The sequence below is a fragment of the Amycolatopsis sp. NPDC058340 genome (genome assembly GCF_042723975.1).
Lineage (GTDB): Bacteria > Actinomycetota > Actinomycetes > Mycobacteriales > Pseudonocardiaceae > Amycolatopsis.
In genome coordinates this window covers 1-17,917 of the sequence record NZ_JBHXIB010000072.1, presented here as the reverse complement: position 1 = coordinate 17,917, position 17,917 = coordinate 1, and the positions used below count along the sequence as shown (strand labels likewise).

The 17,917-nt window shown below is 69.9% G+C and carries 15 protein-coding genes; 7 read left to right on the top strand and 8 right to left on the bottom strand.

Annotated features, from left to right (window positions below):
* Positions 1 to 211 precede the first annotated feature (211 nt).
* Genes uvrC through whiA form a run of 4 tightly spaced genes read left to right on the top strand, consistent with a single transcriptional unit; the run spans position 212 to position 5,046 of the window.
* Positions 212 to 2,170 carry an excinuclease ABC subunit UvrC gene (gene uvrC / locus ACFWIW_RS39370; RefSeq protein ID WP_378373143.1) on the top strand — a complete coding sequence of 653 codons (1,959 nt, stop codon included), beginning with the start codon at positions 212 to 214 and terminating at the stop codon, positions 2,168 to 2,170.
* A gap of 50 nt (positions 2,171 to 2,220) precedes the next feature.
* Entirely contained in the window at positions 2,221 to 3,078 is an 858-nt protein-coding gene (gene rapZ, locus ACFWIW_RS39365) for an RNase adapter RapZ (RefSeq protein WP_034311885.1), read from the top strand.
* On the top strand, positions 3,065 to 4,066 hold the full coding sequence (yvcK, locus tag ACFWIW_RS39360) for a uridine diphosphate-N-acetylglucosamine-binding protein YvcK (RefSeq protein ID WP_378373142.1): 1,002 nt from the start codon (positions 3,065 to 3,067) through the stop codon (positions 4,064 to 4,066). Before rapZ ends, yvcK begins: the two co-directional genes overlap by 14 nt.
* On the top strand, positions 4,057 to 5,046 hold the full coding sequence (gene whiA, locus ACFWIW_RS39355; RefSeq protein ID WP_005152315.1) for a DNA-binding protein WhiA: 990 nt from the start codon (positions 4,057 to 4,059) through the stop codon (positions 5,044 to 5,046). The genes yvcK and whiA overlap by 10 nt, the downstream gene beginning before the upstream one ends.
* Positions 5,047 to 5,086: 40 nt before the next feature.
* Here whiA and ACFWIW_RS39350 read toward each other — a convergent pair whose 3' ends face one another.
* The 4 genes from ACFWIW_RS39350 to ACFWIW_RS39335 all read right to left on the bottom strand — a co-directional run bounded on the left by ACFWIW_RS39350 (position 5,087) and on the right by ACFWIW_RS39335 (position 10,909).
* Complete coding sequence (locus ACFWIW_RS39350) at positions 5,087 to 6,049, bottom strand: prenyltransferase/squalene oxidase repeat-containing protein (protein WP_378373141.1); 963 nt, start codon at positions 6,047 to 6,049, stop codon at positions 5,087 to 5,089.
* The gene (locus tag ACFWIW_RS39345; protein ID WP_378373140.1) at positions 6,046 to 6,753 is read right to left on the bottom strand and encodes a class I SAM-dependent methyltransferase; all 708 of its coding nucleotides are present in this window, start codon (positions 6,751 to 6,753) and stop codon (positions 6,046 to 6,048) included. The genes ACFWIW_RS39350 and ACFWIW_RS39345 overlap by 4 nt, the downstream gene beginning before the upstream one ends.
* Positions 6,747 to 7,961, bottom strand: coding sequence for a glycosyltransferase family 4 protein (locus ACFWIW_RS39340; protein ID WP_378373139.1), 1,215 nt, complete (start codon positions 7,959 to 7,961; stop codon positions 6,747 to 6,749). Before ACFWIW_RS39340 ends, ACFWIW_RS39345 begins: the two co-directional genes overlap by 7 nt.
* Before the next feature lie 194 nt (positions 7,962 to 8,155).
* Positions 8,156 to 10,909 carry an FHA domain-containing protein gene (locus ACFWIW_RS39335; RefSeq protein WP_378373138.1) on the bottom strand — a complete coding sequence of 918 codons (2,754 nt, stop codon included), beginning with the start codon at positions 10,907 to 10,909 and terminating at the stop codon, positions 8,156 to 8,158.
* Between the two features lie 60 nt (positions 10,910 to 10,969).
* Between ACFWIW_RS39335 and ACFWIW_RS39330 the strand changes: the two genes are divergently transcribed.
* Together ACFWIW_RS39330 and ACFWIW_RS39325 are read left to right on the top strand one after the other, a co-directional pair.
* On the top strand, positions 10,970 to 11,893 hold the full coding sequence (locus ACFWIW_RS39330) for a hypothetical protein (RefSeq protein WP_378373137.1): 924 nt from the start codon (positions 10,970 to 10,972) through the stop codon (positions 11,891 to 11,893).
* Between the two features lie 85 nt (positions 11,894 to 11,978).
* On the top strand, positions 11,979 to 12,983 hold the full coding sequence (locus ACFWIW_RS39325) for a glucosyl-3-phosphoglycerate synthase (RefSeq protein ID WP_378373136.1): 1,005 nt from the start codon (positions 11,979 to 11,981) through the stop codon (positions 12,981 to 12,983).
* Here ACFWIW_RS39325 and ACFWIW_RS39320 read toward each other — a convergent pair.
* Entirely contained in the window at positions 12,957 to 13,835 is an 879-nt protein-coding gene (locus tag ACFWIW_RS39320) for a sterol desaturase family protein (protein ID WP_378373135.1), read from the bottom strand. The genes ACFWIW_RS39325 and ACFWIW_RS39320 overlap by 27 nt on opposite strands.
* An 86-nt stretch (positions 13,836 to 13,921) precedes the next feature.
* Between ACFWIW_RS39320 and ACFWIW_RS39315 the strand changes: the two genes are divergently transcribed.
* A complete protein-coding gene (locus ACFWIW_RS39315; protein ID WP_378373134.1) occupies positions 13,922 to 14,533 on the top strand; it encodes a TetR/AcrR family transcriptional regulator in 612 nt (203 codons plus the stop codon).
* Here ACFWIW_RS39315 and ACFWIW_RS39310 read toward each other — a convergent pair.
* The 3 genes from ACFWIW_RS39310 to ACFWIW_RS39300 form a co-directional block, all read right to left on the bottom strand.
* Positions 14,508 to 14,747 (bottom strand): hypothetical protein, encoded by a 240-nt coding sequence (locus tag ACFWIW_RS39310; RefSeq protein WP_378373158.1) that lies wholly within the window; start codon positions 14,745 to 14,747, stop codon positions 14,508 to 14,510. The two genes, ACFWIW_RS39315 and ACFWIW_RS39310, sit on opposite strands and share 26 nt — an antisense overlap.
* Positions 14,678 to 15,016, bottom strand: a complete 339-nt coding sequence (locus tag ACFWIW_RS39305; protein WP_378373133.1) for a hypothetical protein — start codon at positions 15,014 to 15,016, stop codon at positions 14,678 to 14,680. The genes ACFWIW_RS39310 and ACFWIW_RS39305 overlap by 70 nt, the downstream gene beginning before the upstream one ends.
* A gap of 70 nt (positions 15,017 to 15,086) precedes the next feature.
* Positions 15,087 to 17,591 (bottom strand): PQQ-dependent sugar dehydrogenase, encoded by a 2,505-nt coding sequence (locus tag ACFWIW_RS39300; protein WP_378373157.1) that lies wholly within the window; start codon positions 17,589 to 17,591, stop codon positions 15,087 to 15,089.
* Positions 17,592 to 17,917 lie beyond the last annotated feature (326 nt).

Genomic DNA, 17,917 nt, shown 5'->3' with positions numbered 1-17,917 from the left:
CGAGTGAAGTGGAACTGGGACGGAAAGTAATCAACCGATTCACCCGCCTGGAACCAACGAACGTCGGTTCCGGCCGAAGACCCGACTTAGGTCGGTATACGTAGTGAAATACGGACCGGATCGTGGGAATGGCCACTCGAAGGGTTGACCGGACCGCGTCTAAGGACGGGGCCTCGTAAGACTGTCGGTGGTGCCCCATAGGCTTGGCGCTGTGGCTGACCCGACCACCTACCGTCCCTCGCCGGGGAGCATCCCGGACGCCCCTGGCGTGTACAAATTCCGTGACGCCACGAAGAGGGTCATCTATGTCGGCAAGGCGAAAAGCCTTCGAAGCAGGCTGAACTCGTACTTCGCCGACATCACGGGCCTGCACCCGCGCACGCGCCAGATGGTGACGACGGCGGCGAGCGTCGAGTGGACCGTGGTGGGCACCGAGGTCGAGGCGCTCCAGCTCGAGTACAACTGGATCAAGGAGTTCGACCCGCGGTTCAACGTCCGTTACCGCGACGACAAGAGCTATCCGGTCCTCGCCGTCACGATGAACGAGGAGTACCCGCGCCTGCACGTCTATCGCGGCGCGCGCAAGAAGGGCGTGCGGTATTTCGGTCCGTACGCGCACGCTTGGGCCATCCGCGAAACGCTCGACCTGCTGCTCCGGGTCTTCCCGGCGCGCACCTGCTCGGCGGGCGTCTTCAAACGGCACGGCCAGATCGGCAGGCCCTGCCTGCTCGGCTACATCGGCAAGTGCTCCGCGCCGTGCGTCGGCAAGGTCTCCGCCGACGAACACCGCGCGATCGTCGAGGACTTCTGCGACTTCCTCGCCGGCCGCACCGACGCGCTGATCCGCCGCCTGGAACAGGAAATGGCGGCCGCGTCCGAAGAGCTGGAGTTCGAGCGCGCCGCGCGTCTGCGCGACGACCTCGGCGCGCTGCGGCGGGCGATGGAGAAGCAGGCGGTCGTGCTCGGCGACGGCACCGACGCGGACGTCGTCGCCTTCGCCCACGACGAACTCGAAGCCGCCGTCCAGGTCTTCCACGTGCGCGGCGGCCGGGTCCGCGGGCAGCGCGGCTGGGTGATCGACAAGGCCGAAGAGATGGACGTCAAGGATCTCGTCGACCACTTCATCACGCAGTTCTACGGCGAGCAGGCCGAACGTGCGGACGATCCCGACGGCGGCCCGCCGGTGCCGCGCGAGGTGCTCGTCCCCGAGCTGCCCGCCGACGCGGAAGCGCTCGGCGAATGGCTTTCCGGGCTGCGCGGGTCGAGGGTGAGCCTGCGGGTGCCGCAGCGCGGCGACAAACGCGCGCTCGCCGAGACCGTGACACGCAACGCCGGAGAGGCGTTCACCCAGCACAAACTGCGCCGCGCGGGCGACCTCACCGCGCGCTCGGCGGCGCTGGCGGAGCTGCAGGACTACCTGGCGCTGGAAACCGCGCCGCTGCGCATCGAATGCGTCGACATCAGCCATATCCAGGGCAGCGACGTGGTGGCCTCGCTCGTGGTGTTCGAGGACGGCATCCCGCGCAAGTCCGAGTACCGGCGCTTCGCCTTGCGTGAGGCCGCGGAGGAAGGCGACGTCGCGTCGATCGCGGAGGTAGTCCGCCGCCGGTTTTCGCGTTATCTCAAGGAAAACGCGGAAGACGCCGCCGTCGATCCGGACCGGCCCGGCATCGACCCGGAGACCGGCAAACCGCGTAAGTTCGCCTACGCGCCGAACCTGCTCGTCGTCGACGGCGCGGGCCCGCAGGCCACCGCCGCCGCGGACGTCCTTTCCGAACTGGGCGTCACCGACATCGCAGTGGTCGGCCTGGCGAAGCGGCTGGAAGAGGTGTGGCTGCCGGGCGACCCCGATCCGGTGATCCTGCCGCGCACTTCCGATGCGCTGTATCTGCTGCAGCGGCTGCGCGACGAGGCGCACCGCTTCGCCATCCGGTACCACCGCGAGAAGCGGTCCAAGCGGATGCAGGTGTCCGCATTGGACGGTGTGCCGGGGCTGGGGCAGGCTCGCCGTACCGCGCTGATCAAGCATTTCGGCTCGGTGAAGAAACTCCGCGAAGCGCGGATAGAGGAGATCGAGGCGGTGCCCGGCTTCGGCAGGCGCACCGCGGAAGCGGTCGTCGCGGCACTCGCAGGGGAGCAGCCGCAGACGGCGGGGGAGTCCAGTACGTGATCGGTGAAGGGACCATTGTGAGTGCGCAAGAAGAAGGCCGCGGTTCCGGGATGGAGGTCGCGGTCGTTTCCGGTCTGTCCGGCGCCGGTCGCAGCACCGCCGCGAAATGCCTGGAGGACCTGGGCTGGTTCGTGGTGGACAACCTGCCGCCCGAGCTGATCGCGACCATGGTCGAGCTCGGCGCGCAGGCGCGGGGCGCGATCACCAAGGTCGCCGTGGTGATGGACGTGCGCTCGCGCGCGTTCACCGACGACCTGGCTTCGGTCATCAAGGACCTCGACGCCCGCGGCTACAAGCCGCGCGTCCTGTTCCTGGAGGCCACCGACGCGGTGCTGGTGCGCCGGTTCGAGGCCGTCCGCCGCGGTCACCCGATGCAGGGTGACGGCAGGCTCGCCGACGGCATCACCGCCGAGCGCACGCTGCTGGAGCCGCTGCGGGAAGAAGCCGACCTCGTGCTCGACACGTCGTCGCTTTCGGTGCACGACCTGCGCGCCAAGATCGAGGACGCCTTCGGTTCCGAGGCGAGCACGCAGACCCGCGTCACCGTGCTGTCGTTCGGCTACAAGTACGGCCTGCCGATGGACGCCGACCTGGTGATGGACGTCCGCTTCCTGCCGAACCCGTTCTGGATCCCGGAGCTGCGCGACCACACCGGCCTCGAGGGCGAGGTCCGCAACTACGTGCTCAGCCAGGAAGGCGCGGACGAGTTCCTCGACCGCTACCACCAGCTGCTGCGCCTGATCGGCGCGGGCTACAAACGCGAGGGCAAGCGGTATCTGACGCTGGCCGTCGGCTGCACCGGCGGGAAGCACCGCAGCGTCGCCATCTCCGAGGAGCTCGCCCAGCGTCTGTCCAATGAGGACGGTATGGCCGTGAAGGTGGTGCACCGCGACCTTGGCCGCGAGTGAACCGCGCGCGGTCGCACTGGGGGGCGGGCACGGCCTGCACGCCACCCTCACCGCCTTGCGCCGGGTGACCTCGCAGGTCACCGCCGTGGTCACCGTCGCGGACGACGGGGGCTCGTCCGGCAGGCTGCGCCGGGAACTCGGGCTGCTGCCGCCGGGCGACCTGCGGCAGGCCTTCGCCGCGTTCGCCGCCGAAGACGGCGGGACCTTGTGGGCGGAGGTGTTCCAGCACCGCTTCGGCGGGGACGGCGCGCTCGCCGGGCACGCGGTCGGGAACCTGTTGCTGGCCGGGTTGTTCGAGGTGCTCGGGGATCCGGTCGCCGCGCTCGACGAGGCGAGCAGGCTCATGGGCATCTCCGGCCGGGTCCTGCCGATGTCACCCGAACCGCTGGAGATCCAGGGCGAGGTTTCGGGGCTGGACGCCGAGAATCCCGAGGCGCTCCGGCGGATCCGCGGTCAGGTGGCGGTGGCGACGACCCCGGGACAGGTGCACCGGATCAGCCTGCACCCGGCCGGGCAGGCCGACCGGCCGCCGCGTGGCTGTGCCGAGGCGATCGAGGCCGTGCTCGGCGCGGACGTCGTGTTCCTCGGTCCGGGCTCGTGGTTCACGAGTGTGCTGCCCCATCTGCTGGTGCCGGATCTGCACGACGCGTTGCTCCGAACGGACGCCACGAAGGTCGTGATCCTCAACCTGATCCCCCAACCGGGGGAGACGGCGGGGTTCTCGCCGGAGAAGCATTTGGACGTACTCTTCGAACACGCCCCGGAATTGCGGGTGGACGCGGTCATCGCGGACCGTGACTCGGTGCCCTCACCAGCCCGGTTGCGGGACGCGGCCGGGAGACTGGGCGCGCGGGCGTTGCTGGGGGCGGTGGCTGACCCGGTCGTGACGGGGCGGCATGATCCTGATGCGCTCGCGGGCTGTATGCGAGACGCTCTCGGTCTCACCGGGGGAGGAGCTGAAGGTATGGAGGGGCAGCGATGGCGATGACCGCCGCCGTGAAGGACGAGCTGAGCCGGCTGGAGATCACCAAGATCGGCCCGCGCCGCGCGGAGGTCGCGTCGATGCTGCGATTCGCGGGCGGGCTGCACATCGTGGCCGGCCGCGTCGTGGTGGAGGCCGAACTCGACACCGGTTCGGTGGCGAGGCGGCTGCGCAAGGAGATCCACGAACTGTACGGGCACCAGTCCGACGTGCACGTCATTTCCTCCAGCGGCTTGCGCAAGGGCACGCGGTACGTCGTCCGGGTGGTCAAGGACGGCGAGGGGCTCGCCCGGCAGACCGGCCTGATCGACCAGCGCGGCCGCCCGGTGCGCGGGCTGCCCGCCGCCGTCGTGTCCGGTGGCGTCGCCGACGCGGAAGCCGCCTGGCGAGGTGCGTTCCTGGCGCACGGTTCGCTCACCGAACCCGGGCGCTCGTCGTCGCTCGAAGTCACCTGCCCCGGCCCCGAGGCCGCGCTGGCGCTCGTCGGCGCCGCCCGGCGGATGGGCATCCAGGCCAAGTCGCGCGAGGTCCGCGGCGCGGACCGGGTCGTCGTGCGCGACGGTGACGCGATCGGCGCCCTGCTGACCCGGCTCGGCGCGCATACGAGCGTGCTCGCCTGGGAAGAGCGGCGGATGCGGCGCGAGGTACGCGCCACCGCGAACCGGCTCGCGAACTTCGACGACGCGAACCTGCGGCGTTCGGCCCGCGCGGCCGTCGCGGCGGCGGCCAGGGTGGAGCGCGCGCTGGACATCCTCGGCGAATCCGCCCCGGAGCATCTGCTCGCGGCGGGCAAGCTGCGGCTGTCGAACCGGCAGGCCTCGCTCGAAGAACTGGGCCAGCTGTCCGATCCGCAGATGACGAAGGACGCGGTCGCCGGCCGGATCCGCCGCCTGCTGGCGATGGCCGACAAAAAGGCGAAGGAACAAGGCATTCCGGACACCGAATCCGCCGTCACCCCGGACATGCTGGAAGAAGACGAGGCCTGACGTCACCTCTCGTGAGTGGTAAGGACGGTTCTAACCGTCCTTACCACTCACGAGGTTGTTCGCCGAAGACTTCACAGGTGGCCGGGTCGCCGTCGAAGGCGGCGGTCGCCAGGAGGACCGCGCCCGAGGTCCACGTGGTGCGTTCGTCCGGCCAGAACTCCTCGTCCGCGAACTGGTAGCCGGTCCAGTAGGAGCCGTCGTCGTGGCGTAGCCGGGCGAGGCACGCGAGGAGTTCACCCGCGCGGGCCCGGTCGCCGCGAGTGGCGAGGGTGAGCGCCAGTTCGGCCGTCTCGCCGCCGGTCGCCCAGGGCTCGTGGTGCACACAGCGCACGCCCAGCCCGGGCTCGACGAACCGGTCCCAGCCCGCCTTAAGCCGCGCCGTCGCGTCCGCGCCGGTGACGACCGAGCCCAGAACCGGGTAGTACCAATCCATCGCGTGCGGTTTCGCGGCGAACAGTCCCGGCTCGCCGAGCAGGGCGGCACGGAGCCGCTGTGCCGCGACGCGCCATTGTGGACGGTCCAGCCCTCGCGCGGACGCGAGCGCCAGCGCCTGGGTCAGCGCGTGGTGGATGCTGCAGCAGCCCGCGACCAGCCGGACCTCGGGTTCGTCGTCCCGCCAGGAGATGGCGCCCGACGGCTGCTGCCGCCGCAGGACGGCATCGACGGCCCTGTCCACGACAGGCCACATCCGGTCCAGCCAGGTGTGGTCCCCGGTCCGCAGGAAGTGGTGCCGGGCACCGACCGCGACGTACGCGGTGAAGTTCGTGTCCATAGTGGACAGATCGACGCGGCCGTCGCGGTACCGGGCCGCCCAGGATCCGTCAGTGCGCTGGGTGCGGATCAGCCACTCGTACGCGGCTTCGGCCTCGGCCCCGAACCCGGCGACGTCCAGTCCCATGGCGGCTTCGAGGTGGTTCCACGGATCGAGATGCCTGCCGGTCTCCCAAGGGATCCCGCCGTCCGGCCGCTGTACGGCCGCGATGGTGGCGGCGGTGGCCTTCACGGTTTGCGCGCGTAGACGACGAGGCTCTTGCCGAGCACCGGGTTCAGCATCCACTCGGCGAACCGGACCGGCCGGGGGCTCCGCATGATGTCCCAGACCAGGAACCGGTGGTACAGCGTGCAGAGCCGGTGCTCCTCGTCGGGGCCGACCGCGCATTTCAGCCACCAGTACGGCGAGTGCAGGGCGTGCGCGTGATGGCCGCCGGTCGGCCGCAGCCCGGCCTCGGTGAGCTTGCCGAACAGTTCGCGGCGCCGGTAGATCCGGATGTGCCCGCCTTCGACCTCGTGATACGCGTCCGAGAGCAGCCAGCAGATCCGCTCCGGCCACCAGCGCGGCACGGTCGCCACCAGCCGTCCACCCGGGGCCAGCACACGGCTCGCCTCCGCGAGCACCGTCCGGTCGGCGTGGATGTGTTCCAGCGTCTCGGCGACGATCACCCGGGTGAAGGAACCGTCCGGGAACGGGAGCCGGAGGGCGTCCGCGCGGACGGCCAGCGCCGAAGCCGTCGCGGGCGCCTCACCCGCCTCGGCCAGGTTGGCGAACATGTCCCGCACGTGTTTGAGCGCGATGTCGTCGAGGTCTGCGGCGACCACGTCCGCGCCGCGTTTGTACGCCTCGTAGGCGTGACGGCCGTCCCCGCAGCCGAGGTCGAGCACCCGGTCGCCGGGGCCGACGGGGAACCGGTCGAAATCGACGGTCAGCACTCCGCACGCTCCCGGCCGAGGACGCGCCGGTAGTGCGCGGCCGTCTCCTCGGCGGTGCGCCGCCAGCTCAGCGCCGCCGCTGCCGCCAGACCACGGGCCGCGAGGTCGGCGCGCAGGTGTTCGTCGCCGAGGACCTTGGTGAGCGCTTCCGCGAGCGCCGGGACATCGCCCGGCGGCACCAGGAGCCCCGCGTCGCCCACGACCTCCGGAAGCGCCCCGCCGGTCGTCGCGACGACCGGCGTTCCACAGGCCATCGCTTCGGCGGCAGGTAGCGAGAATCCTTCGAACAGTGAAGGGATACAAGCGATTTCGGCCGAACACAGCAACCGCGCGAGTTCGTCGTCGGTCAGCCCGCTGACGAAGCGGACGACGGCGCCGGGACCGAGCCGGGCGAGTGCCCGCGCCGCCGGGCCGTCCGGCTTCGGCTTGCCGACGATCACCAGTTCGCCTTCGAACCGGTCCCACGCCGCCAGCAGATGTTCGAGCCCCTTCAACGGTTCGTCCGCGCTGGCGGTGGCCACGACCCGGCCGGGGACCCGCGGGATTTCCGGCCGCGGCCGGAAGATCCGGGTGTCCGCGGCGAGCGGGACGACGTGGATCCGGTCTTCCGGAACACCCATCTCCCGGCCGATGGCCGCCCGGGAAGCCCGCGACACCGTCAGCGCGGGCAGCCGTCGTGCCACGCGGTGCTGCATTTCCACGAAGCCGTACCACCGCTTGACCCGCTCCGCCTCCCGTCCGGTGACGGTGGCGAGCTTCAGCGCCCGGTCGACGGCGATGGGATGGTGGATCGTGGCGATCGTCGGCAGTCCACAGTGGAGCATTCCGTAGCCGAGCCCCTGGTTGTCGTGCACGAGGTCGAATTCGTCCCGCCGCTTCGCGAGATGGCGCGCGGCACGCAGGGAGAACGCGAGGGGTTCGGGGAAACCGCCACGGCGCATGCCGAGGAACTCCACCCACGACGGCAGATCGCGCAGCTCGCGCGGCCGCGGGGTCCGGAAGGGGTTCGGCTCCGCGAACAGGTCGAGGCCCGGGATCTTCGTCAGCCGCACGCCCTCATCGACCTCCGGGTAAGGAGGCCCGGACAGCACCTCGACACGATGCCCCAGCGCGGCGAGTTCGCGGCTCAGATGCCGGACATAGACGCCCTGACCGCCGCTTCGCGGATTTCCGCGGTAGGTCAGGAGCGCGATCCGCAGCGCGCTCACCGCTCACTCCCGCGTACCCCAGTACTCGAGCTGTTCGCGGATCTTCCGGGTTTCGTCGTGCCGTTCGCCGCGGACCTCGACGGAATCGCCCAGCAGCAAGGTCCAGACCGAGAGCGCCTCGGTGACCTGGCCCGCCTTGGCGAGGGCCAGCGCGAGACCGAACCGGAGGTCGAGGACGTCGGGATGCCGTTCACTCAGCCGTCCCGTCGCTTCGCCGATGAGCTGTCGATACTCCGAAACAACGGGGGGGGGTGCTCGATTTCGGCGCTCCAGAACGCGATGTTGTGCCGGACGTGGCCGACGATCTCGTCGTCGCCCAGCGCCTGTTTCGCCTGCGGCAACAGCTCCCGGGAAAGGCGGAGGGACTCCTCCCCGTTCCCGGTCTTGCCCGTCGTCACCGCGAGCAGGTGCCGGGCGTGCAGCGTCTCGCGATGATCGGCGCCGAGAGCGTGGGTGGCGTCCCGGACGAGGGCTTCGAACGCGGCCCGTGACTCTTCGAAGCGGCCGAGTTCCATGAGGAGGTAGCCGATGTTGTGGCGAATGCTCAAGACCTCTTCGTCGCCACCGGAAAGAGTGGCCGTGGCGATCGGCAGCAGCTCTTCGAAGCGGGCGAGCGCTCCCGCCGCGTCACCCGCCTTGCCGGTCCAGGTCGCGTGCCGTGCCTTGCAGCGCAACGTGATCCGGTCGGTGTCGCCGAGCTCCCGGGCCGCACGGTTCGCCAAGGCCGCCCAGCGTTCCCGGTTCTCGACGGGGATGTGGGACGCCCGCCGCTCCAACGCGCCGAGGGCGTCTTCACGGAGCCCGGCGAGCCAGAAGTGCTCGGCCTCGTTGGCCGCCGCGTAGCCCTGTTCCAGCGACGGGTCGTCGTCTCCGGCCACGAGTGCCACCTCCGAGGTCGCCGCCGCCAGCCGGGCGTGCAGCCGGGCCGCCGTATCGGGGGAAAGCGCGGGCGCGCCGGCGGTCAGCAGGACGGTTTCGTCGTCGAGGCCCGCGCGCGTCCGGCTGACCGAGTCACCGAGCCCGGCCAGGAAGTCACGGACGCGCACCCGCCGGTCCGGGCCGCCCGCCGCCGCGCTCGCCGAGGTGAGGATCGAGATCGGGATGGGCCCGCGGGTGGCGGCGAGAGCCAGCAATTCCAGCAGGACCGCGTGACCGGGCCGCGGCGAGGCCACCGCACCCGTGCCCTGCTCGACGTCGGCCTCTTCCTCGTCCGCTCGCGCGACGCTGATGAAGGTGACCGTCGAATCCCCGAGCCGGAGCACGTCCCCGTGCGCCAGCTCGGCGCCCGGCACGCGCTGTCCGTTGACGAAGGTGCCGTTGGCGGAGTCGAGGTCCGTCAGCCACGCGTTCGTGCCGTCCCAGCGGATTTTGCAGTGGAGCCGGGACACCCGCGAGTCGCCGAGCCGGATCGCCGCGTTCCGGCTGCGGCCGAGCGTCGTGAGCCCGAAGGACAGGTCGTGGTGCGCGGGCGGCTGACCGGGGACGTCGATGATCAGCGTGGCGGGGGTGATCCTCGGTGACGTGGGCGAACCCGTGTCCTGGCCGGGCCAGCCGCCCCAAGATCCACTGTCTTCCGGTTCCCGCACCACGGGAGCCGCGTCGGGCGGCTCGAAACCGCCCGCCATCTCCAGCCGAACCTCGACCACGGGCGGGAGACGTGCCGGATCCCGCGTGGTCGCGACCGTCTTGACCAGCGCCAGCTCCGGCGCCGTCGACAGGCTCCGGAGCAGACCGCACAGCCGTTCCCGGACGCCGGGATCGAGGTCGTCGAGCCCGTCGATCGCGATCCGCACGGGGGCTCCGGTCCACTGTGGAGCGAGGGTGCGCAGCGGACCGAGCAGCGCCAGATCGAAAGCGCTCGCACCGCTGAGGGCGGCGTCGCCGAGCCCGGTCCGGTACGCCTGCTCGGCGTCGGCGAAACCGGGCACGGTGCGCCGCAACTGGCGGGCGAGTTCGTGCGCGAGCCGCTCGGCCGTGTCGCCGCGACCCGCGAACAGCACGGCGTGCAGGAAGTCGGGCGGCACATAGGATCCGGCCACCGAAGGCCGGGCGAGCGCGGCGAGCATGGTCGACTTCCCCGCACCCTCCTCACCGGTGATCGCGACCAGCCGGGCGCCGGTGAGCAGATGCCCGACGGTCTCGCCGAGTTTCGGATCCGGCTGGTAGGCCGCGGTCAGCCGTTCGATCGTGGGTGCGGCCGGGTTGCCCGCCAGCGGTGAGCGCCGCCAGGCGGGGGAGGAATTCAGCGCGAGCCACAGCCCCTGATCGGCCTCGGCCACCTCGCGGGTGCCGTCGAAACCGAGGTGGACGGCGGTCTGCGCCGGGCACAGGCCGGTGATCACCCGTTTGAGATCCGCGCACCGGACGCGCTCGCCGAATTCCGCGTGCCCCGTCCGCAGGACCGAGACCAGCGACCGGCTGAAACACCCGTTCGCGGCGACACGGTCGTCCGAGGCGGTGAGCAGGTCGAACCGTTTCCCCGCCTCACCGACGATCCGCAGCCAGCGCCGGCCCGCCTGCCTCGCCCCGATGCCGGCGTGGCACGTGTCGAGCAGGATCACCAGCCCGTCGAGCATCGAGAAACGGCCGAGGAGTTCCTTGATCCGCTGGGCGAACAGGAAGGAGCGGCGGCTGTCCACCGGCAGGCCGGTGTCCTTGGTGAGGAAGTAGAAGTCGTCGTCGGCGTATTCGCCGTGCCCGACGAGCGAGAGGAAGAGCGTCGCCTCGTCTTCGGACGCGCGCTCGAAGGCCTCCACCAGCGCGTCGTCCAACTCGACCATCGTCGGGTCGACGAGCAGGCCGCGGCCGTCTTCGAGCGCGGGTACGCAACCGCCGATCTCGGGGTCGAGCAGGGCCGTCGAGACCTGGTGGCCCGCGTCGGGGAGGAACGAGAGAAGGTTCAGTGAGTCGCATTGCGACGCGACCACCAACGACCTCCGCTCTCCCACGGAGATCACTTTGTCTCATCGGGCGGCCACCGGCAAGGGCGGCCCGCGATACTGTGCGCCATGGCTCGGATCGTTCTGGTGCACGGCATCGCCCAGGAACAGAAGTCCGCGGACACGCTCGAGGCGGAATGGCTGCCGAGTCTGGCCGGCGGGGTCCGGCTCGCCGGTGACGCCGCGCTGGCCGACACCCTGTGGCGCGACGCCCGGCCCGGAGACGCGCGGATGGCCTTCTACGGCGACCTTTTCCGCAAGGACGGCCAGCAGGGCGGCGCGGACGAACTCACGCCGGACGAGTGGGCGCTCGCCGAAGCGTTGGCGGCGGAATGGCTCCGGAACGCGGCTTCCTCGGCGTCCCGCGAGGCCGACCGGAACCGGGCGAAGGCCGAACTGGACCTGCTCGGTGGCCCGGCGGGGGAGACCCAAGGCGTGCGCGCGGCCGCCCGCCCGGTGCTGAACGCGCTGGTGCGGCTGAAGCCGTTCGCGCGGCTCGGGGTGGCGTTCGCCGAACGCGTGGTGGTGAAGGCACTCAAACAGGTGACGCTGTACCTCACCGACGAAACGATCCGGGAACGCGTGCAGGACCGCGTCGCCGAGCACATCGGACCGGAGACCGAGGCGATCATCGGGCATTCCCTCGGCTCCGTCGTCGCCTATGAGGCCGCCCATCTGCACGGCCGCCCGCTGCCGCTGCTGCTCACCCTCGGATCGCCGCTGGGCCTGCGCACGGTGGTCTACGAACGGACCCGCCCGCAGCCGCCGTCCGTCCCGCCCGGCGTCGCGCGCTGGGTGAATCTGGCCGACCGGGACGATCTCGTGGCGGCCCGGCCCGACCTCACCGGGCTGTTCCCCGGCGCGGACGGGGTCCTGGACAGCGGCTACACGGTCGACAACGGGGCGAAGCCGCACGAGGCGGCGTTCTACCTCGCCAAACGACGAACCGGCGAGGTCCTCTCCCGGTCGTTAACCTCCGGCGGGCAGGCGTAACGCGACGGTTTCCGCGGCGACGACGGAGGGAAACAGTCGCCCTCGAAGCTCAGCGGTGAGGTGATCTTCGAGGGAAGGGGAAGCCATGCGGGTATCGGCGGAGGTCGGCACGTGGCTCGCGCGGCGCAGCAGCCGGGCGGACGACTGGTGGGCGGGGGAGCTGGTCGCCGCCAAACGCGGGACGCGGGTTTCGGTGGTGATCCCGGCCCGTGACGAGGCGGAGACGGTGGGCGCGATCGTCGGCACCATCCGGCGCGAACTCGTCGAACGCTTCCCCCTGGTGGACGAGATCCTGGTGGTGGACAGCCATTCCACGGACGCGACGGCCGAGGTCGCCGCGGCGGCCGGGGCGGACGTCGTCGCGCAGGACGCGGTGTTCCCGGAACTGGGAGGCCTTGCGGGCAAGGGAGAAGCGCTCTGGAAGGGGGTCGCCGAAACCAGCGGGGACCTCGTCGTCTTCGTCGACGGCGATCTCCGCGACTTCACCGCGGACTACGTGACCGGACTGCTCGGGCCGCTGCTGACCGACCCGGGGATCGCCTACGTCAAAGGGTTCTACCACCGTCCGCTCACCGGAACGGCGGGCGTCGAACCCGACGGCGGTGGCCGGGTCACCGAACTCGTCGCCCGTCCGCTGCTCAACATGTACTGGCCGGAGCTGGCCGGTTTCGTCCAGCCGCTCGCCGGCGAGTACGCGGGGCGGCGCGAAGTGCTCGAAGGCATCCCGTTCGTCACGCATTACGGCGTCGAGGTCGGCCATCTGATCGACCTGCTCGAACTGCACGGGCTCGACGCGCTCGCGCAGGTCGACCTCGGCCACCGGGCCCACCGGCACCAGGGCACCCAGGCACTCGGCCGGATGGCAGCGCAGATCATGCTGACCCTGATGGACCGGTTGGAACGCGGCGGCCGGGTGATCTCCGCGGCCCCGCCGTCGACGTCGCTCGCCCAGTTCCGGCGCGGCGCGGGGGAGGCCGTCGAGCGGGAACTCGTGCTCACCGACGTGGGCCTCACCCAGCGACCGCCGCTGGAAAGCCTCCCGCCGGAGATCCGCCCGGAGAACTCACCCGCCTTGCGCAGGAGCGCTTAGCGCCTCCTTGGGCTGCCAGCCCGGCGGGCCGAACACGTACCCGAGTTTGTCCCGCCACGAGCCGGCGGCGCGGACGTCGCGCAGGATCGAGCCGTACTCGTGGAAGCCCACCTTGAGCAGGTTGTAGGACTCGACGTTCTTGGTCAGCCCGTAGGTCGGGCGTTTGCCCTCCGGCACGAAACTGCCGAACATCCGGTCCCAGATGATCAGGATTCCGCCGTAGTTCGCGTCCAGGTACTCCTGGTCGCTGCCGTGGTGCACACGATGGTGTGAAGGCGTGTTGAACACGTACTCGAACCAGCGTGGCAGCTTCCTGATCTTCTCGGTGTGCACGAAGAACTGGTAGACGAGGTCGATCGACAGACCGGTGAGGATCATCCACGGCGGGATGCCCGCCAGCGCGAGGACCGACCAGAACGGCAGCTGGAAATACGGCGTCCACTTCTGCCGTAACGCCGTCGAGAAGTTGTAGTGCTCGCTCGAATGGTGCACCTGGTGGCCCGCCCACATGAGCCGGACTCGGTGACACGCCCGATGGTAGGCGTAGAAGACGATCTCCTGGCCCAGCAGCATCAGGACCCACGTCCACCAGTCGTGTGGGCTGAACTTGACCGGCGCGAGTTCGTAGAGCGCGGCGAACACGAACAGCATGGCGATGCGGAAGACACCGTTGATCACCACCGCCACCGCGCCCATGGACATGCTGGTGCGGGTGTCCTTGACGCTGTAGCCGATGACGTTGTCGTCGTGCCCCAGCACGTGCAGCGCCAGGATCTCGATCGCGACGAACAGCAGGAACACCGGCGTCGCCATCAGCACCGGGTCACTCAGATGGGCAAGAAAATCCGCCACCGCTACCTCTCCCTGTCTCGCCCCCGGTTATCTGACCATCAGGTAACTTACCCTAGGGTCATTTACCTCAGGGTAAGATAACCGCCGTGACAGAAGCAAGGGCCGTCGGCACGAAGGGGGTGCCCCGCGAAGAGCGGGAGACCCAGATCGTGCGCGCCGGGACGGAGGAGTTCGGCAAGAACGGGTACGCCGGGGCGTCGATGGTGGAGATCGCTCGCCGGGTCGGCGTCACGAAACCCTTGCTGTACCAGTACTTCGGCTCGAAGGACGGGCTGTACCTCGCCTGCCTGCACCGGGCGGGGGACAGGCTGACCGAAGGGGTCGCCGAGACGATGGCTGCGGAGGGTGAGCCGCCGGAACGGATGCCGCTCGCGGTGCTCTCGGCCATCTTCGAGACGTTCGACAACGACCGGTACGCCTGGAAGCTGCTCCGCGACCCGACGGTGCCCTCGACCGGTGAGATCGCCGGCGTCGCGGTCGATTACCGCTATCGGCTCGACGGGTTCGCGCTGATCGGCGCCGCCCAGCTGATGCATTCGCGCGGGCTGGACGACGATCGCGACATCGAGGCGATCGCCCAGGTGTGGACCGGCGTGGTCGACTCGCTGATCAGCTGGTGGATCGACCAGCCGGATCAGGACGCCGCGGCGATGACCGAGCGCTGCTCGCGGATCATGCGGAACCTGTTCGGCTGGTGAGCGAGGCGGCCGCGGCTTCGCAGTCGGCGAAGGCGAGCGGCGGGCGATCGGCCAGCGGGAACCAGGCGTACTCGGAATTCTCTTCCGACAGCACGATTTCCGCGTCCGGCGGGAGTTCGCAGGTGAAGGCGAGGCCGATCGTCTTCAGGCCCGTTTCGCCGTAGACCGACGGATACGTCCCGGCGAAGCGGAGGGCCCGGAGTTCGCAGCCGATCTCCTCCAGCCCTTCGCGGACGAGGTTCTCTTCGGCGTCTCGGCGCCGGAGAGGAAACCGCCGACGGTGTCCCAGCCGCCCTTGCGGGGCTCGTGTGCCCGGCGCAGCAACAGGATCCGGTCACCGTCGAGGACGAGACCGACGGTGGTCGGCAGCGGGTTGTCGTATTTGGTGAAGCCGCACGCGGGGCAGCGGACATGGGTGTCCGCGCCGTCGCCGTCGAGTCTCGTCCGGTCTCCGCAGCGAGGGCAGAACGTCCAGTCCTTCACGGGCGAAGCCTAACCCGTGCGGTGGATACGGTCGGGGTGCCCGGCGCCGCTCCGGACACCCCGACCGTGCTCAGGACGCGGCGCTGGATTTGCCGCGCAGCTTGACGTTGGCCGTCGAAGCGTTCTTGATGGCTGTTTCGATCTGCGCCATCGTCGAGGACGAGGACAAGCCCGGCACCGTCGCCGACTTCAGCGCGTAGAGCGTGAAGGTGTAGGGATGGCTGGAGCCGCCGGGGCAGGGGCCGAAGTACTTCTGCGAGTTCGCCCCGCTGCCCATGGCTTTCTGCTTGGCGCCGTTCTGGTTCGGGACGGTGAAGCCGGAGCCCAGCCCTTCCGGCAGGGACGCCGCCGACGCCGGGATGTCCCAGATCGCCCAGTGCAGTTTGTTGCCGTTGTTGGCCACGTCGGCGAAGACGATCGCGTATCCCTTGGCACCGGTGGTCCCGGCGCTCCACGCCAGCGGCGGCGAGGTGTCCTGCCCCGCGGTGCCGTCACCGGCACAGGTGAACTTGTCCGGGATGGACGCGTTGTCGGCGAACGCGGAACTGGTCAGCTTGAACGCTCCCGGCTGTGAGGAACCGGGGAACTTCAGCCGCACCACCACGTTGTCGATCCCGCTCGGCGTGCCGCCGTTCTTGTCCGCGTTGGTCGAGGTGACCCACAGCCCGCCGTCCGGCGTCTTGGTGACCGAGCGGAGCCTGCCCCAGCGGCCGGAGAACAGCGACTGCACCGAGCCGACGCCGTTGCCCGCCGCGTTGATCTGCGTGGCGAAGAGCTGCTCGCTGGTGACCGCCGCGACGTAGATCCAGTCGTTGACGATCTCGATCCCGCTCGGCCCGCCGGAACTGGTCGGCCACGTCTTCTTCGGCGCGACCGTGCCACCGCAGGAACCGCTGGTGCCTTCGCACTGGGGCCAGCCGAAGTTGCCGCCCTTCTGGATCAGGTTGAGCTCGTCGAGCTTGCCGTCGCCGAACTCCGAAGCCCACAGCTGACCGCGCGAATCCCAGGCCAGGCCCTGCGGGTTGCGGTGCCCGAAGCTCCAGACGTAGCGGGCGTTGCCGCCGGTGGAGAAGAACGGGTTGTCGCCCGGCGCCGAACCGTCGGGGTTGACCCGCAGGATCTTCCCGTTGAGCGAACCCTTGTTCTGCGCGGTGTCCTTGTTCTGCCCGTCGCCGACGGTGGCGTAGAGCTTGCCGTCCGGACCGAAGCGCAACCTTCCGCCGTTGTGGTAACGGTTCTTCGCGATCCCGGTGAGCACCGGCGTCGACGACGAAGACAGCTTTCCGTTGTCGTAGGTCATCTTCACGATCCGGTTGTCCCCGGATGCCGTGTGGTACAGGTAGATCGCGTGATCGGTGGCGTAATTCGGCGAGATCGCGATGCCGAGCAGGCCGCCCTCGCCGTTGGTGCCGACCGCGCCGGGGACCTTGCCCACCGTGGTCTTCTCGCCCGACGGCGTGATCCGCAGGATCTCGAAGCGGTCCCGTTCGGTCGCCAGCGCCGTGCCGTCCGGCAGGAAGTCGACGGACCAGGCGAGGTCCGCCTTCGTGATGTCCTTGTCGTACTCGGGAATCCCGCCACCCGCGGCGCCGCTCGTCTTCGCGGTCAGCGCGTTGCTCGCGACGGAGGCGTTGCCGTCGAGGTCACGCGCCTTCACCGTGAACGTGTACGAGGTGTTCGCCGTCAGCCCGGTGACCGTGGCTTCGAGCGACGGTGTCGTCGCGACCTTCGCGGCGCCCTGGTACACGTCGTAACCGGCGATGGTGCCGCTGTTGTCCGTGGAAGCGTTCCACGCCAAGGAAACACTGTTCGCGGTCACCGACGTCGAGCGCAGGTTCCCCGGTGCCGTCGGCGGGGTGGTGTCCCCGCTGGGCGGCGTCGTGAACTGGACGACATTGCTTTGCTGCGAAGGGTTCCCGGCCGCGTCGAAGGCGCCGACGGAGATGTCGTAGGCCGTGTTCGGCTGCAGATTGTCGACGGTCGTGGTGAGCGTGTTCCCGTCAACGGACTTGAGGACGTTGCCGCCGCGCATCACGTCGTAGCGGACCACGCCGACGTTGTCGGTCGCGGCCTCCCAGGTGAAGGTGGCGCTGCGGGCCTTGATGTCCTTGGCCGCCAGGTTCTTCGGCGGCGTCGGCGCCTCGGCGTCGGTCACCCCGCTCGCGGTGAGCTTGTCCGCGTTGGGCCCGCCGTTCGCGGTCGTCGCGGTGGTGCGGATCTTGTTGGCCCCGGCGGTCAGCGAGACGTCCTTGGTGACGGTCTTCCAGGTGGTCCACGCGCCGGTACCGGGGAACGACAGCGTCCCGGCCGCGGTGCCGTTGACACTGAGGGAAACCGGCCGGTCGATCGTGGTTCCGTTGGCGTAGCGGAAGGTCAGTGTCTGTGTTCCGGCCTGTGCGGCGTTCACGGTGTACTCGACATAGCTGCCCACGACGTTGTCGAAGTTCACGAACCCGGTGCCGGAATAGCCCGCGTGGTTCTTTTCGACGGCGCCTTGGGAGATCGTCGCGTCTTCGGATTCGTGATCGGTCGGTGCCGCGCCGGCGGACGGGGCCGGCAGGACGGCGATGGTCATCGCCGTCGCGGCGGCACACGTGAGCAGCGCGCGCCACGGTGGTCGGGGTGCCACTGGAGCCTCCATGCGTGAAGTTCGGGGTCGGGAGGTACAACGGCGGACCGGGCGGGGCCCGGCGGGGAGGTGGAGTTTTAGTTAGGAAACTTTCCTATCTATGGTTCAGATCACACACCAGTGGGTGCTTCGTGTCAATACTTGACCAACATCAACACGGAGAGTCACGCCCCCAAATGCGTTTAGTCCTCTGGATGCGGTACTTGCGTGTGCAAGGACCGCATCCAGAGGACTAAACGCGATGGGAGGAGGGGCGTGGCGCGGGACATGGC

What these genes read in the sequence shown, in the direction of transcription:
- rapZ (WP_034311885.1), top strand. Translation starts at nt 2,221, where the DNA reads ATGGAGGTCGCGGTCGTTTCCGGTCTGTCCGGCGCCGGTCGCAGCACC.
- whiA (WP_005152315.1), top strand. Translation starts at nt 4,057, where the DNA reads ATGGCGATGACCGCCGCCGTGAAGGACGAGCTGAGCCGGCTGGAGATC.
- ACFWIW_RS39330 (WP_378373137.1), top strand. Translation starts at nt 10,970, where the DNA reads ATGGCTCGGATCGTTCTGGTGCACGGCATCGCCCAGGAACAGAAGTCC.
- ACFWIW_RS39325 (WP_378373136.1), top strand. Translation starts at nt 11,979, where the DNA reads ATGCGGGTATCGGCGGAGGTCGGCACGTGGCTCGCGCGGCGCAGCAGC.
- ACFWIW_RS39300 (WP_378373157.1), bottom strand. Translation starts at nt 17,591, where the DNA reads ATGACCATCGCCGTCCTGCCGGCCCCGTCCGCCGGCGCGGCACCGACC.